The organism is Limnohabitans sp. TS-CS-82 (genome assembly GCF_002943475.1).
The window spans coordinates 169,241-185,038 of the sequence record NZ_PTQX01000012.1 but is presented as its reverse complement, the minus strand read 5'-3'; the positions used below and the strand labels follow the sequence as shown (position 1 = coordinate 185,038).

Annotated in this window: 15 protein-coding genes; 9 read left to right on the top strand and 6 right to left on the bottom strand. The window is 56.7% G+C overall.

The annotated features are described in order from the left end of the window. Nucleotides 1-54 precede the first annotated feature (54 nt). The gene (parC, locus tag C5F52_RS21250) at nt 55-2,421 is read right to left on the bottom strand and encodes a DNA topoisomerase IV subunit A (protein WP_104800349.1); all 2,367 of its coding nucleotides are present in this window, start codon (nt 2,419-2,421) and stop codon (nt 55-57) included. Beyond that, nucleotides 2,418-4,397, bottom strand: coding sequence for a DNA topoisomerase IV subunit B (locus C5F52_RS21245; protein ID WP_104800348.1), 1,980 nt, complete (start codon nt 4,395-4,397; stop codon nt 2,418-2,420). The genes parC and C5F52_RS21245 overlap by 4 nt, the downstream gene beginning before the upstream one ends. A 129-nt stretch (nt 4,398-4,526) precedes the next feature. Here C5F52_RS21245 and C5F52_RS21240 point away from each other — a divergent pair, with 129 nt between their 5' ends. The 6 genes from C5F52_RS21240 to C5F52_RS21220 are packed head-to-tail and all read left to right on the top strand — an operon-like array spanning nt 4,527 to nt 9,354. Further along, nucleotides 4,527-5,753 (top strand): MFS transporter, encoded by a 1,227-nt coding sequence (locus tag C5F52_RS21240; protein WP_201747068.1) that lies wholly within the window; start codon nt 4,527-4,529, stop codon nt 5,751-5,753. Nucleotides 5,754-5,771: 18 nt separating this feature from the next. Then, nucleotides 5,772-5,918 carry a hypothetical protein gene (locus C5F52_RS29945; RefSeq protein ID WP_161499745.1) on the top strand — a complete coding sequence of 49 codons (147 nt, stop codon included), beginning with the start codon at nt 5,772-5,774 and terminating at the stop codon, nt 5,916-5,918. Nucleotide 5,919: 1 nt separating this feature from the next. Further along, on the top strand, nt 5,920-6,477 hold the full coding sequence (locus tag C5F52_RS21235; protein WP_104800347.1) for a bifunctional 2-polyprenyl-6-hydroxyphenol methylase/3-demethylubiquinol 3-O-methyltransferase UbiG: 558 nt from the start codon (nt 5,920-5,922) through the stop codon (nt 6,475-6,477). 55 nt (nt 6,478-6,532) lie between these two features. After that, nucleotides 6,533-7,426 (top strand): 4-hydroxy-tetrahydrodipicolinate synthase, encoded by an 894-nt coding sequence (gene dapA, locus C5F52_RS21230; RefSeq protein WP_104800346.1) that lies wholly within the window; start codon nt 6,533-6,535, stop codon nt 7,424-7,426. A gap of 26 nt (nt 7,427-7,452) precedes the next feature. After that, complete coding sequence (bamC, locus tag C5F52_RS21225; protein ID WP_236657957.1) at nt 7,453-8,544, top strand: outer membrane protein assembly factor BamC; 1,092 nt, start codon at nt 7,453-7,455, stop codon at nt 8,542-8,544. A 24-nt stretch (nt 8,545-8,568) separates the two neighbouring features. Then, nucleotides 8,569-9,354, top strand: a complete 786-nt coding sequence (locus C5F52_RS21220; protein ID WP_104800345.1) for an MBL fold metallo-hydrolase — start codon at nt 8,569-8,571, stop codon at nt 9,352-9,354. 67 nt (nt 9,355-9,421) lie between these two features. Here C5F52_RS21220 and C5F52_RS30080 read toward each other — a convergent pair whose 3' ends face one another. Beyond that, nucleotides 9,422-9,598: a hypothetical protein gene (locus C5F52_RS30080; RefSeq protein WP_201747067.1), complete on the bottom strand. Its 177-nt coding sequence runs from the start codon at nt 9,596-9,598 to the stop codon at nt 9,422-9,424. Nucleotides 9,599-9,761: 163 nt separating this feature from the next. Next, nucleotides 9,762-10,892, bottom strand: coding sequence for a cupin domain-containing protein (locus C5F52_RS21215; protein ID WP_104800344.1), 1,131 nt, complete (start codon nt 10,890-10,892; stop codon nt 9,762-9,764). A gap of 19 nt (nt 10,893-10,911) precedes the next feature. On the opposite strand from C5F52_RS21215, the gene C5F52_RS21210 reads away from it, so the two are divergent. Beyond that, on the top strand, nt 10,912-11,436 hold the full coding sequence (locus C5F52_RS21210) for a peptidylprolyl isomerase (RefSeq protein ID WP_104800343.1): 525 nt from the start codon (nt 10,912-10,914) through the stop codon (nt 11,434-11,436). A gap of 1 nt (nt 11,437) precedes the next feature. Here the strand turns inward: C5F52_RS21210 and dut are convergent, their stop codons facing one another. Together dut and coaBC are read right to left on the bottom strand one after the other, a co-directional pair. Then, entirely contained in the window at nt 11,438-11,887 is a 450-nt protein-coding gene (dut, locus tag C5F52_RS21205) for a dUTP diphosphatase (protein ID WP_104800342.1), read from the bottom strand. A gap of 85 nt (nt 11,888-11,972) precedes the next feature. Then, nucleotides 11,973-13,190 carry a bifunctional phosphopantothenoylcysteine decarboxylase/phosphopantothenate--cysteine ligase CoaBC gene (coaBC, locus tag C5F52_RS21200; RefSeq protein WP_104800341.1) on the bottom strand — a complete coding sequence of 406 codons (1,218 nt, stop codon included), beginning with the start codon at nt 13,188-13,190 and terminating at the stop codon, nt 11,973-11,975. A 69-nt stretch (nt 13,191-13,259) separates the two neighbouring features. Here coaBC and C5F52_RS21195 point away from each other — a divergent pair, with 69 nt between their 5' ends. Together C5F52_RS21195 and kdsA are read left to right on the top strand one after the other, a co-directional pair. Continuing rightward, a complete protein-coding gene (locus tag C5F52_RS21195) occupies nt 13,260-14,906 on the top strand; it encodes a CTP synthase (protein WP_104800340.1) in 1,647 nt (548 codons plus the stop codon). Between the two features lie 22 nt (nt 14,907-14,928). After that, nucleotides 14,929-15,786 carry a 3-deoxy-8-phosphooctulonate synthase gene (kdsA, locus tag C5F52_RS21190; RefSeq protein WP_104800339.1) on the top strand — a complete coding sequence of 286 codons (858 nt, stop codon included), beginning with the start codon at nt 14,929-14,931 and terminating at the stop codon, nt 15,784-15,786. Nucleotides 15,787-15,798: the final 12 nt, after the last annotated feature.

Here is a 15,798-nt window from a genome sequence, read left to right as displayed (position 1 = left end):
AAAACGGCCCTTGCAAGCAAGGGCCGTTTCTATTTGGCTAGCCGGGGCGTCGCGTTATTCCACCCGCACCACAGCATTAGGCTTAAATCCCAAGTCAGCCACTTTGCCCTTCTTGCCGCGTGCCGCTTTGGCGTTATTCAAGCTGCGAATTTCCAGCGTTTCTTCGCGCACTTTGCCGCCACGGCCAATGCCTTCGATGCGCACGCTGCGTGTGTACGCAGCCGCACCGGCCAAGGTATCTTTGGCTTCTAGGTCAATCAGCATCAAGCCGCGACCGCCCTTTTCCATGGCTTTGAGTTCTGACAACTCAAAGGTCAAAAAGCGGCCGCCCGTGGACGCACAAGCCACATGCGTAGCAGGTGCCACAGGCTGTGCGCCCGAGCCACCGCTGGCAGGTGATGGGCGGCACACGGTTTCGCCCTCACCCACGGTGATGAAGGCTTTGCCGCCTTTGTTGCGCGAGATCATGTGCTCGATGTTGGCCATGAAGCCATAGCCACCCGAGCTGCTGAGCAAGTACGTCGCGCCCGCAGGGCCAGCCACGTAGTGCAGCAACTGAGTACCTGATTCCAAATCAACCAACGTGGTCACGGGCTGGCCGTCGCCACGCGCGCCCGGCAAAGCGGCCACAGGCACAGAGTAGATGCGGCCGTTTGAGCCAAACGCGATAAAGGTGTCCACCGTGCGGCACTCAAACGTGCCGTACAAGCCGTCGCCTGATTTGAAGGCGAAGGCACTGGCTTCGTGGCCGTGGCCGGTACGTGCACGGACCCATCCTTTTTCAGAGACCACCACGGTCACGGGCTCGTCTACCACCTTGACTTCGGCCACTGCTTTTTTCTCTTCTTGAATGAGCGTGCGGCGTGGGTCGGCAAAGGTTTTGGCGTCGGCTTCAATTTCTTTGACCATCAAGCGGCGCAGCGCCGATGGGTTGCCCACGATGTCTTCAAGCTTGGCCTGTTCGTCGCGCAACTCTTTGAGCTCTTGCTCAATCCGAAAAGCTTCCAAACGCGCCAGCTGACGCAGACGAATTTCTAAGATGTCTTCGGCTTGTCGCTCGCTGAGTTTGAAGCGCTCCATCAGCGCCTGCTTGGGCTCGTCGCTCTGACGGATGATGGCAATCACCTCGTCGATGTTGAGCAACACCAACTGACGACCTTCCAAGATATGGATGCGGTCCAGCACTTTGTTCAAACGGTGCTGAGAGCGGCGCAGGATGGTGGCAGAGCGAAACTCAATCCACTCGGTCAACATCTCGCGCAGCGACTTAGGCACAGGACGGCCATCGATACCCACCATGGTGAGGTTGATAGACGACGAAGTTTCTAAGCTGGTGTGCGCCAGCAAGGTGGTGATGAGTTCTTGTTGCTCAATGGTGCGGGTCTTGGGCTCGAACACCAAACGCACAGGGGCGTCTTTGCTTGACTCATCGCGCACCACGTCCAACACAGCCAAGATGGTTGCCTTGAGTTGAGTTTGCTCGGCGCTCAGCGCCTTCTTGCCTGTCTTGACCTTGGGGTTGGTGAGTTCTTCAATCTCTTCCAGCACCTTTTGGCTGCTCACGCCAGGTGGCAGTTCATTCACCACCAACTGCCATTGGCCACGGGCCAAGTCTTCAATGACCCAGCGGGCGCGCACTTTGAGTGAACCACGGCCTGTGCGATAGGCATCGGCAATGTCAGACGCGCTGCTGATGATTTGGCCGCCACCGGGGTAATCGGGCGCTGGCAAGATTTGCAGCAACTCTTCGTCGCTCAGCTTCGGACTCTTAATGAGTGCCACGCACGCATCAGCCACTTCGCGCAGGTTGTGGCTTGGAATTTCAGTAGCCATGCCCACCGCGATACCGCTTGCACCGTTGAGCAAGGCAAATGGCAAACGGGCGGGCAACTGCTTGGGCTCTTCGGTGGAGCCGTCGTAGTTGGGCTGGAAGTCAACCGTGCCTTCGTCAATCTCGTCCAGCAGAAGCGTGGTGATTTTAGCCAAGCGGGCTTCGGTGTAGCGCATGGCCGCAGCGCCATCACCGTCACGTGAGCCAAAGTTGCCTTGCCCGTCAATCAATGGGTAGCGTTGCGCAAAGTCTTGCGCCATGCGCACCAGCGCTTCATACGCGGCGCTGTCACCGTGGGGGTGGTAGCGGCCCAGAACGTCACCGACCACGCGGGCGCACTTGACGGGCTTGGCACCTGTATTGTTGTTAGGGCCGCTGTAACCCAGCCCCATGCGGGACATCGAATACAAAATGCGCCGCTGCACCGGCTTTTGGCCATCACACACATCGGGCAAGGCGCGGCCTTTGACCACGCTGAGCGCGTATTCAAGGTAGGCGCGTTGGGCGTAGTGGCCCAGCGCGATGTCGCCGTCGCCATCATTGTTATTGTTGTTGGCGGTGGGCAGTCCAGGGGTTAACAAATCGGTCATACGTCAATCTCAATCGAATCGCCATGCAGTTCCATCAGCTCACGGCGTGCGGCGGCTTCGCCTTTGCCCATGAGTTGTGTGATCAAACCTTCGGTGGTTGCAAAGTCCAGCAAGCCCAGTTGCACGGGCATGAGGCGACGGGTGTCGGGGTTGAGGGTGGTGTCCCACAGTTGTTCGGCGCTCATTTCGCCCAAGCCCTTGAAGCGGCTGATGCTCCACTTGCCCTCGGCCACGCCGTCTTTGCGCAGCTTGTCGAGGATGGACGTGAGTTCACCCTCGTCCAAGGCATACACCTTGGTAGCTGGCTTTTTGCCACGCGCCGGTGCGTCCACACGAAACAGCGGTGGACGCGCCACAAACACATGTCCCGCTTCGATGAGCTTGGGGAAGTGACGGAAAAACAAGGTGAGCAACAACACTTGAATGTGCGAGCCGTCAACGTCCGCATCACTCAGGATGCACACCTTGCCGTAACGCAGACCACTCATGTCGGGGCTGTCTTTTGGACCGTGAGGGTCAACACCCACGGCCACCGAGATGTCGTGAATTTCGTTGTTGGCAAACAAGCGGTCACGCTCGACTTCCCAAGTGTTCAGCACCTTGCCACGCAGCGGGAGAATGGCTTGGTTTTCTTTGTTGCGACCCATCTTGGCGCTGCCGCCCGCAGAGTCGCCCTCGACCAAGAACACTTCGTTGTGCGCCGTGTCTTTGCTTTCGCAATCGGTCAGCTTGCCGGGCAACACAGCCACACCTGAGCCCTTGCGCTTCTCTACTTTTTGGCCGGCTTTTTGGCGACTTTGTGCAGCTTTGATGGCCAACTCAGCCAGCTTTTTGCCGTACTCAACGTGTTGGTTGAGCCACAGCTCCATGGTGGGGCGCACATAGCTCGACACCAAGCGCACTGCATCGCGTGAGTTGAGGCGCTCTTTGATTTGGCCTTGGAACTGAGGGTCAAGCACCTTGGCGCTCAGCACGTAGCTGGCACGGGCAAACACGTCTTCTGGCATGAGCTTGACGCCCTTGGGCAGCAAAGCGTGCAACTCGATGAAGCTTTTCACCGCCGTGAACAACCCATCGCGCAAGCCGCTGTCGTGTGTACCACCAGCGCTGGTGGGAATCAGGTTGACATAGCTTTCGCGCACAGGTGCGCCGTCTTCGGTGAAGGCCACAGCCCATGCTGCGCCCTCGCCTTCGGCAAAGCTGTCGTGGTTGCTATCGGCATAGCCATCGCCTTCAAACAAAGGAATGACGGGGTCGCCATGCAGTGTCTGCATCAAATAGTCACGCAGGCCGCCTTTGTAGAGCCAGTTTTGCGTGTCTTTGGTTTTCTCATTGATGAGCGTCACGCTCACGCCGGGCATGAGCACAGCTTTGCTGCGCAGCAAGTGCACCAACTCGTTCATCGGCAAGGCCGAGGATTCAAAATATTTGGCATCGGGCCACACGCGCACGGTGGTGCCTTGCTTGCGGTCGCCTGATTCTTGTTTGCGGGTGGTGAGTTTTTCCACCACGTCGCCACCCGAGAACACCAAACGGGCCACTTGGCCTTCGCGGTACGAGGTGGCTTCCATGCGTTTGGCCAGCGCGTTGGTCACGCTCACACCAACGCCGTGCAAACCGCCAGAGAAGCTGTAAGCGCCGCCCGAGCCTTTGTCAAACTTGCCACCCGCATGCAAGCGGGTGAACACCAGTTCAATGACGGGCGCTTTTTCTTCGGGGTGCATACCAAACGGAATGCCACGGCCATCGTCGTCGATGCTGACCGAGCCATCGCTGTGCAGCGTGACGCCAATTTTTTTGCCGTGTCCAGCAAGCGCCTCGTCAGCCGCGTTGTCCAACACTTCTTGAATGATGTGCAGCGGGTTGTCGGTGCGGGTGTACATGCCCGGACGTTGCTTGACGGGTTCGAGTCCTTTGAGGACGCGAATCGAGCCTTCCGAGTACTGGGGCGGTGTAGTGGGTTGCTTTGTAGCCATGGGGCGGCATTGTAGACAGTTTCAAATTTGATACTGTATAAAACAACAGATTTGCGATTTTTGCGAATCCATCACCGCCTAAAACCCCCGTGACAGCGGCCGTTGCCCGCATTGGGTAAAGTCGACCACATGACAAACCAACACAAAACACTGCCCATGTGGCAAGTGCTGGCCTGCGGGGCAGCCATCGTCACCTTGTCCATGGGCGTGCGTCACGGCTTTGGCCTGTGGCTGCAACCCATCACCCAAGCCCAAGACTGGACACGCGAAAACTTCGCCATGGCCATTGCCATTCAAAACCTGACTTGGGGTTTTGCAGGCATCTTCTCGGGCATGTTGGCGGACCGCTTTGGCGCCTTCCGAGTCATTGTGACCTGTGCAGTGATGTATTCGCTGGGCTTGATTGGCATGGCGTATTCAGACACGCCCGCCTTATTCACCGCGACTGCTGGTGTCTTGATTGGCATTGCCCAAGCAGGCACCACCTACGCCGTGATCTACGGTGTGATTGGCCGCAATGTGAGTGCAGCCAAGCGTTCGTGGGCCATGGGTGTGGCAGCGGCGGCGGGCTCGTTTGGCCAGTTTTTGATGGTGCCCACCGAGGGCTACCTCATCAGCACCTTTGGTTGGCAAGAGGCCTTGGTGTGGTTGGCGCTGTCGGCCATGCTCATCATTCCCCTCGCCTACGGTTTGCGTGAACCTGGCTTTGGAGGAGGTGCGACACCGCACCGCGACCAATCCATCCTGCATGCGCTGCGTGAGGCCATGGGCTATCGCAGCTTTCAACTGCTGATGGCGGGCTACTTTGTGTGCGGCTTTCAGGTGGTGTTCATTGGCGTGCACATGCCCAGCTACCTCAAGGACCACGGCTTGTCGCCTGAAGTGGCCAGCATTGCTTTGGCGCTGATTGGTTTGTTCAACGTGTTTGGCACCTACATCGCAGGCAGCTTGGGCCAGCGCATGGCCAAGCGCAAAATTTTGTCGTTCATTTATTTCTCACGTTCGGTGGCCATCGTGCTGTTTTTGTTGGCCCCACTGACACCGATGAGTGTCTACATCTTCTCTGCGGTGATGGGCTTTTTGTGGCTCTCCACCGTGCCGCCCACCAATGCGGTGGTGGCGCAAATTTTTGGCGTGGCGCATTTGTCGATGCTGGGCGGCTTTGTGTTCTTCAGCCACCAAATTGGCAGTTTCATGGGTGTGTGGCTGGGCGGCTACTTGTACGACAAAACTGGCAGCTACGACATCGTTTGGTACATCTCGATTGCGCTGGGCGTGTTTGCTGCACTCATCAATATGCCGGTCAATGAAAACGCCATTGAGCGTAACGATGTGCCAAAGACCGTTGCTGCTTAACCATCCAAAATCCAAGCCATGATGCGCCGCCTGATCAGCACCACCTTGATTCGCAAAGTTGCGATTGGCTTGGTGTGCGTGGCCATTTTGTTGGCGGTTTTGTCTATGTATTTACGGCCTGAGTTCTTGCTGACCTTGGCCGACCAAGTCTGGGGATGTTTCTGAGATGAGCACTGTGCTTCATGGGCAAGAGCCCACATCGAGTTGGGTGGCCCGTTGGGCGCACCTATTGCCTGCGGGCTGCCATGTGCTGGACTTGGCCTGCGGACACGGCCGTCACATGCGCCACTTTGCGGATCTTGGTTACCCCGCCACAGGGGTGGACCGCAACCCAGACGCCATTGCCGCCGTCAGCGCCTTGGGCGAAGCCATTTGTGCAGATATTGAAAACGGGCCTTGGCCGCTGCAAGGCCGAACTTTTGGTGGCGTGGTCGTGACCAACTACCTGTGGCGCCCTCTTTGGCCGCACATCTTGGCCAGCCTCGCGCCCAATGGCGTGCTGATTTACGAAACCTTTTCTGCAGGCAACGAAACCGTGGGTAAACCTTCGCGCCCAGACTTTTTGCTGCACCCTGCCGAACTGCTGGCCGTGTGCAAAGACTTACGCGTGGTGGCGTTTGAAGAAGGCTTTTTGTCTCAGCCCGAGCGCTTTGTGCAACGCATCGTGGCGGTGCGTGAGACCAGCAGCGCACAAACACCCGTTCGTTACCCACTTTCTCACTAAAAACGTCACTGGCAATCGCTAGAATGAACGTTTTTCCTTGACCGAACTCGCGGACATGACACCCATTACCGGCAGCATCGTGGCTTTGACCACCCCCATGCACACAGACGGCAGCGTCGACTACCCCACCCTGCGCAAACTCATTGATTGGCACATTGCCGAAGGCACCGATTGCATCGGCGTCGTGGGCACGACAGGCGAGTCACCCACCGTCAACGTGGAAGAACACTGCGAAATCATCCGCGTGTCCGTGGAGCAAGCGGCCAAACACACCGAGCGTCATGTGCCCATCATGGCGGGTTGCGGTGCGAACTCGACCGCTGAAGCGATTGAGCTGGCCAAGTTCGCCAAGAAAGTTGGCGCACATTGCCAGCTGCAAGTGGTGCCCTACTACAACAAGCCCACGCAAGAAGGCCAATACCTGCACTTCAAAGCCATTGCCGAAGCGGTGGACTTGCCCGTGATTTTGTATAACGTGCCCGGCCGCTCAGTGGCCGATATGGCGCACGACACCGTGCTGCGTTTGGCCCAAGTGCCAGGCATCGTGGGCATCAAAGAAGCCACAGGCAACATCGAACGCGCCGAGTGGCTGATTCGCGATGTGCCCAAAGGCTTTGCCGTCTATTCAGGCGACGATCCCACCGCTGTGGCACTGATGCTGTGTGGTGGCCAAGGCAATATCAGCGTGACCGCCAACGTGGCCCCACGCTTGATGCACGAGTTGTGCATGGCCGCCATCGCTGGCGACGTCAAACGCGCCATGGAAATTCAATTTAAGTTGATGCCTGTTCACAAACACTTGTTTGTGGAAGCCAACCCTATCCCCGTGAAGTGGGCCATGCACCGCATGGGCCTTGCCGGCCCAACGCTGCGCTTGCCCATGACCGAACTCACCAAGGCCAACGAGCCTGTGGTGGAAGGCGCCTTACGCGCCGCTGGTTTGATCTGATTGTTAAAAAGGCCTTGGCTGTGAACATTTCTTTTGCTTCAAATCGTGCAACGCTTGCGCTAACCCTCTTGGTTTTGCTCAGCGGCTGCGGCTCCATCATGGATGGCGACAAGGTCAACTACAAAACCGAAGGTGGCACCAAGGTGGTACCGCTCGACATTCCACCCGACCTGACTCAACTCACACGTGACACACGTTACGCCGTGCCTGGCGGTGCAGTCACTGCCAGCAGCATGGGCGTTCGCCCTGTGCAAACAGTGGCCACAACTGCTGCCAAACAAGTCAACGATGTGCGCATTGAACGCGACGGTAAACAACGTTGGTTGGTTGTCAACCGTACAGCCGACGTGGTGTGGCCGATTGTTCAAGGCTTCTGGAAAGAAAATGGCTTTGAATATGTGATCGAGCAACAACAACTGGGTTTGCTCGAAACTGAATGGGCTGAAAACCGCGCCAAGATTCCGCAAGACTTCATCCGTCGCAATTTAGGCAAAGTACTCGATGGCCTGTATTCGTCTGGCGAACGCGATAAGTTCCGCACTCGCATTGAACGCAACAGCACAGGCGGCGTAGATATCTTCGTGACCCACCGCGGCATGAGCGAAGAATACAAAGATCAAACCAAGTCAGGCACGATTTGGGTTCCACGTCCAAGCGATCCAGAATTAGAAGCTGAATTTTTAAGCCGTTTGATGGTCAAACTCGGCGTTTCAGCAGAGCAAGCCAAAGCCAGCACAGCAACGGCTCAAGTCGCACAAAGCAAAACCAGCTTGACCACCAAAGGTGATGCGGCGACATTGAATATTCCAGACTCATTTGATGTCGCTTGGCGCCGTGTGGGCTTGGCCTTAGACCGCACAGGCTTTACGGTTGAAGACCGTGACCGTGCACAAGGCGTTTACTTTGTGCGCTATGTTGATACGACGAAAGAAGAAAAAGGTTTCTTCAGCAAGATGTTCAGCAGCTCCACCGCTGACACAGGCCCTGTCAAGTACCGTATTGCTGTACGTAAAACCGACAGCGTGACAGAAGTCACCGTTCAAAACGCTGCAGGCAAAGCTGAAAACAGCCCCGTCGCTCAGCGCATCTTGAAGCTGGTGGCTGACGACCTGCGCTGATTCAGCGCGGTCTGAGCTTGCGCCATGTTGCGCTTTAAAAGCCTGGGCAGCGGCAGCTCGGGCAATGCCACTTTGGTTGAAGCCCAAAGCGGCGTGCATACGACCCGTTTACTCATCGACTGCGGCATTCGCCTGCGCGATCTTGAAGCCCGCTTGATCGAAGCCGGCACTTGCGCTGAAGACCTCGACGCCATCTTCATCACACACGAGCACGGCGATCACATTAGCTGCGCACGCAGCTTTATCAAACGCTATTCAACACCGCTGTGGATGAGCCAAGGCACGTGGCTGGCTGTGTGTGACGATGCGTGGTTGCCACACCAGCACTTATTGAATCTAGCACGAGACGGTAACACGATCGAAATAGGTGCTTTGCAAGCCCTGCCGTTCACTGTGCCGCACGATGCCCGAGAGCCCTTGCAGCTGCGCTGCAGCGACGGCAACCGCCACTTGGGTCTCGCCACCGACCTAGGCCATCCATCGGCTCATGTGGTGTCGTCTTTGCAAAGCTGTCACGCCCTGCTGCTTGAAGCCAACCACGACCCTGAGATGCTGCAAGCTTCCAGCTACCCCAGCTTCTTAAAGCAACGCGTGGCAGGCCCATGGGGGCATTTAGCAAACCACGCAGCAGCCGAACTGTTGGCCCGCGTGAAACACAAAGATCTGAACTTTGTGCTGGCCGCCCACTTGAGCGAACGCAACAACACCCCAGAACTGGCACGCGCCAGCCTGAGCAAGGCCATGCAATGCGCGCCGTTAGACATTGCCGTGGCCGATCCGATCACGGGGTCGGCCTGGGTGCAGGTCTAAGTCATTTGCGATGCGCCCATGAAAAAAGCCACCCGAGGGTGGCTTTTGAATTCAGTCCGAAAACTGATTACTTGCTGGCAGCGTCAGAAGCTGGGGCAGCGGCTTCAGAAGCCACAGCAGAAGCTGCTTCAACAGCAGCAGAAGCGGCAGCAGGAGCTGCTTCAACAGCAGGAGCTTCTTTTTTGCCGCAAGCGACGAGAGCGGCAGCAGCCAACAAAGATGCCAACAGGATTGACTTGTTCATTTTGATATTCCTTAAAGGGGATGAAAACAATTTCCGGAAATTGCTGTGGCTTGCACCACAACCAAGCAGAAGGGCTCGAGCCTCTCAACTTAGAGTCAAATTATAGGGTAATTCCTATACGCATTTCAAGCAACTTGTCAGCCAGACGTCAAGGTCTGAATATTTAGGCACCGGCGTGGAGCCAGCCGTCGTCACACCACTCGATCAGAAGGTTTAATGCTTCCGTACTCGCTTTAACCAAATCAGATTGAGACAAAGAACGTGTATCTGCAAGTTGACGCATCAGTGCAGCATCCTTACCCGCAGCACGCCAACTTTCACCATTCAAGAAAATATGGTGCGCGTCGTACATCATCTTGCTTCGTCGATCTAAACGCACTGAAGTGAGCTGATCTGGCACATCGCCTATTTCAAACCACACACTGGCTTTGGGTTCCGTCAAATACTCACCCAAAGCACGTTGCAGAACTTTGGGATCTTTTAACGCTTTTTGAAGTGCTGATTTGGCAAAATCAGCCAAACCGTCGGGCATCGCCGCTGGCTTTGACACAGCAGGTTGAGTGGCGTCTTTGTACAAGTCATCACCTGCAGCCTCTTCGGCACCTTCGCTCAAACGCACCAACAACTCGCGAGCCAAGTCGCCGGTTTGGGGAACGCGAAAACCTATCGAGTACGTCATGCACTCGTCTAGTGCAATGCCGTCATGGGCATAGCGCGGCGGCAAATACAGCATGTCGCCGGGGTTGAGCACCCAGTCATATTCAGGCTTGAAGTTGGCCAAAATTTTCAGCGGCATGTCCGGTACCAACGACAGGTCTTTTTGACGACCAATGCGCCAGCGGCGTTGGCCGTGGGCTTGTAACAAAAACACGTCGTAGCTGTCAAAGTGCGGGCCCACGCCACCGCCTTCGGTGGCGTAGCTGATCATCACATCGTCCAAACGGGCATCTGGGATGAAACGAAATTGCTGCATCAAGGCGGCCACACGGTCGTCGTGCAAATCCACACCTTGCACCAACAAGGTCCAGTCGCGCTCAGTCAGCTTAGGGATGGCTCGGCGTTTGAACGGGCCGCGCTGCATTTGCCAGTCGCGTTTGCCGCCGTTCGCCCCCATCACCAAACGAGATTCGACCTCGTTTTGTTCGGCCAAATCAAACAGCTCAGGACGGCTGAGCAAGGCTTTAAATTCAGGGATGGCTTGGCGCACCAACAGTGGCTTGCGCTGCCAATAGGTGTTCATAAATTCGGCGGGACTGATGCCGCCGAGCAGGGTCAGGGGTTTATTCACATGCATCGTGCGACAATTTTGCCCTATGGAAATTACACAACACTGCGTGGTCGGCTTAACTTGGACCTTGAAAGACACTTTGGGCGAGGTGCTGGACGAATTGGACAGCCCTGTTGAATTCTTGGTGGGCGGCGATGACTTGCTGGCCAAGATCGAAGAAGCGCTGCAAGGCCACAGCGTGGGCGACCACATCGACTTGCAACTCGAACCCGAAGAAGCCTTTGGAGACTACGACGAAAACTTGGTGTTTTTAGAAGCCCGCTCGCTTTTCCCCAAGGAGCTGGAAGAAGGCCACACGGTTGAGGGTCACGCCCTGCCCGCTGGCTGCAACCCCGACGCACCACAAGACTTGCTCTACACCGTGACCGAGCTCTACCCCGAGCATGTGGTGTTAGATGGCAACCATCCGCTGGCCGGCATTGCGATTCGCATTCACCTCGATGTGCAATCGGTGCGCGAAGCCACGCAGGAAGAACAAGAACGCGGCACTTTGGGTACAGGCTTTTTCAAGATCGAAGCCCAAGCGCCGGGCAACGATTTGCTGCACTGATTTATTTCTTACCGGTCGAACCGTAACCGCCCTCACCGCGCTCAGTCGGCGCGGCAAATTCATTCACCACATTGAACTGGGCTTGCACCACGGGCACGATGACCAACTGAGCCAAGCGCTCCATGGGCTCGAGCGTGAACGCCACATCGCTGCGGTTCCAAGCGCTGACCATGAGTTGACCTTGGTAGTCGCTGTCAATCAGACCGACGAGGTTGCCCAACACGATGCCGTGTTTATGACCCAAACCCGAGCGCGGCAAGATGAGCGCGGCATACGCGGGGTCAGCCAAGTGGATGGCAATGCCCGTGGGCACCAATTGCCAAGCGTTGGGCTCTAGTGTGATGGGCGCATCCAAACATGCGCGCAAATCAAGGCCAGCGCTGCCAGGCGTGGCGTATTGCGGCAGTTGGTCGGCCATGCGGGTATCGAGAATTTTGACGTCGAGTTTCATTGTTTGATCAGATGAAATAAATGGATATTGCAAATTTAAATGTGAATCTTGCCAGCACGCACGAGGTTGAATCGGGCAGCTGATATCAAGCGGCTTTCAAACGCCGCGAAATCTCAGCCACCAACTGGCGCGCCAATGTGAGCTTGCTGGCATGCGGTAATTCATGGCTACCTTGCGCATCGACCAATAACAACGCGTTGTCGTCCAACCCAAAGGTGGCAGGGCCAATATTGCCCACCAACAGGGGCACACCTTTGCGCTCGCGTTTGGCGGTGGTGTGCTTATGCAAGTCATGGCTTTCAGCCGCAAAACCCACGCAATACAAAGCACCGCTTTGGGCACGGGCTGACTGAGCCACCCCAGCCAAAATGTCTGGGTTTTCTACAAAGTTGAGCCGGGGTAACTGACCCGAGCCATCTTTTTTGATTTTTTGTCCAGCCACATCGGCTACACGCCAATCGGCCACAGCCGCTGTCGCCACGAACACCGAAGTTGCATCCACATGCTTGGCAACTGCCGCTTGCATGTCCAAAGCCGAGCGCACATCCACACGTTGCACGCCACGGGGGGTGGGCAGATGCACGGGGCCTGCAACCAAAGTCACTTCAGCACCGGCTTCACGCGCTGCACGGGCGATGGAAAAGCCCATCTTGCCGCTCGATAAATTGGTGATGCCGCGCACGGGGTCCATCGCCTCGTAAGTCGGCCCAGCAGTGACCAACACATGCTGACCCGCCAACACTTTGGGCTGAAAGAACGCTATGAGGTCTTCCAAAATTTCTTCGGGCTCCAGCATGCGACCGTCGCCCGTTTCGCCGCAGGCTTGTTCGCCTTGGCCTACGTCTAAGACATGCGCACCATCCGCGGTGAGTTGTGCCATGTTGCGCTGGGTAGCTGGGTGCTGCCACATTTCGCGGTTCATCGCAGGAGCCAAAATCAAAGGCACGCGTTCAATCGGACGGGCCAAGCACATGAGGCTTAGCAAATCGTCGGCGCGACCATGCAGCAGTTTGGCCATGAAGTCGGCGCTGGCAGGTGCCACAACGATGGCGTCGGCCTCGCGGCTCAGGTTGATGTGCGCCATGTTGTTGGGTTCACGGGCATCCCATTGCGAGACGTACACCGGCCGGTTAGACAAAGCTTGCAGGGTCACCGGCGTCATGAACTGGGCCGCAGCCTCCGTCATGACCACTTGTACCGTCGCCCCAGCTTTGACCAAGGCACGGCACAGCTCCGCCGCTTTGTAGCAAGCGATGCCACCACTCAAACCCAAAACAATGTGTTTATTTGACAGATCAGACATGGCTCGCAATGTAGCAGAGCGCCTATAATTTCGATTTCCACCTACCGGGAGACAGTCTCCCGATCTGGCATGACCCAATTTGTATTCGTCACCGGCGGTGTTGTCTCTTCCCTTGGTAAGGGAATTGCAGCCGCCTCACTCGCCGCCCTGCTTGAGTCGCGCGGCCTCAAAGTCACCCTCATCAAGCTGGACCCCTACATCAACGTAGACCCAGGCACCATGTCGCCGCTGCAGCACGGCGAGGTGTTCGTCACCGAAGACGGCGCAGAAACCGACCTCGATTTAGGCCACTACGAGCGCTTCATCACGACGCGCATGAAAAAGGCCAACAACTTCACCACTGGCCAGATTTACCAAAGCGTGCTCGACAAAGAGCGCCGCGGCGACTATCTAGGCAAAACGGTGCAAGTCATTCCGCACATCACCAACGAAATTCAAGAGTTCGTCAAACGTGGCGCAGCCTATGACACGCCTGACGCCGTGGATGTGGCCATTGTTGAAATCGGCGGCACTGTGGGCGACATCGAGTCCCTGCCCTTCCTCGAAGCCGCTCGCCAAATGAGCTTGAAGCTCGGCGCACACAACACCGCGTTTGTGCATCTGAGCTACGTACCTTGGATCGCCGCCGCTGGCGAACTCAAAACCAAGCCCACCCAACACACCGCCCAAAAACTGCGTGAAATCGGTATCCAAGCCGACGCCCTGCTGTGCCGTGCGGATCGCCCCATTCCCGAAGAAGAACGCCAAAAAATCAGCCTGTTCTCGAACGTGCATGAGTCGGGTGTGATCTCCATGTGGGATGTGGACACCATCTACAAAGTGCCACGCATGTTGCACGAGCAAGGGCTGGACAACTTGGTGTGCGACAAGCTGCGCATCACCGCCAAACCGGCCAACTTGCAACGCTGGGATGACTTGGTCCACGAAGTGGCCAACCCCAAAGAAGAAGTCACTATCGCGATGGTGGGCAAGTACGTCGATCTGTCTGACAGCTACAAGTCACTCAACGAAGCCCTGCGCCACGCAGGAATGAAGAACCATGCACGCGTGAAAATCGAGTACGTGGACTCTGAATTCATCACACCCGAGAACGTCAAAGACCTCGGTAAGTTCGACGCTATTCTTGTGCCCGGCGGCTTTGGTATTCGCGGCGTGGAAGGCAAAATTTCTTCGGCCCAATTCGCCCGTGAAAACAAAGTGCCTTACTTGGGCATCTGCCTTGGCATGCAAGTGGCCACCATCGAATACGCCCGCCATATGGCAGGCCTGACAGACGCCAACAGCACCGAGTTTGTGCCAGACGGCCCTTACCCCGTCATCGCCCTCATCAACGAGTGGAAAGACGCAGACGGCAGCATCCAAACTCGCACAGCCGACTCCAACCTTGGCGGCACCATGCGCTTGGGCGCACAAAGCTCTGATGTGGCCCCCGGCACCTTGGCGCACAAAATTTACGGCGACGTGGTGACCGAGCGCCACCGCCACCGCTACGAAGCCAACGTGAACTACCTCGACGCCCTGCGCAAAGCGGGCTTGGTGATTTCGGCGCTCACACAGCGCGAGCACCTCACCGAAATCGTCGAGCTGCCACAAACCGTTCACCCTTGGTACATGGGCGTGCAGTTCCATCCCGAGTTCAAATCGACCCCATGGGATGGCCACCCCTTGTTCAACGCCTTCGTCAAGGCAGCGTTGGACCACAAAGCTAAAGCCTAATTTTTAGAACACAGGACACCCCATGAAACTTTGCGGATTCGATGTTGGCCTGAACCAACGTTTCTTTTTGATCGCAGGCACTTGCTCGATCGAAGGTTTAGAAATGTCCATCGACGTGGCAGGCCAGCTCAAAGAAATCTGCTCGAGTCTCGGTATTCCTTTGATCTACAAAGGTTCGTTCGACAAAGCCAACCGCTCGTCTGGCAATACCAAGCGCGGTGTGGGCATGGATGCGGGCTTGAAGATCCTCGACGAAGTGCGCCGACAACTGCACCTGCCCATCCTGACCGATGTGCATGACGAGTCGCAGGTCAAAACAGTGGCCAGCGTGGTCGACGTGTTGCAAACCCCAGCTTTCTTGTGCCGCCAAACCGACTTCATCCGTGCCGTGGCGCAATCGGGCAAACCGGTGAACATCAAGAAGGGCCAGTTCTTGGCTCCTTGGGACATGAAAAACGTCATCGACAAAGCCCGCGACGCCGCTCGCGAAGCTGGCTTGCCCGAAGACAACTTCTTGGCCTGCGAACGTGGCGTGAGCTTTGGCTACAACAACCTCGTAGCCGACATGACCAGCTTGGCTGAGATGCGCAAATCTGGCGCGCCGGTGGTGTTTGACGTCACCCACTCGGTGCAAAAGCCGGGCGGTCAAGGCGCAGTCAGTGGTGGCGCTCGCGAGATGGTGCCCGTGTTGGCCCGCGCTGGCGTAGCCGCTGGCGTGGCTGGCCTGTTCATGGAAACACATCCATGCCCTTCAGAGGCTTGGTCTGACGGACCGAATGCTGTGCCCCTGAACAAGATGAAAGCTTTGTTGGAAACTTTGGTCGAGCTCGATGCCGTGACCAAAAAACACCCCTTCTTAGAAAACAACTTTGAGGCCTGAGTGCCACGCACA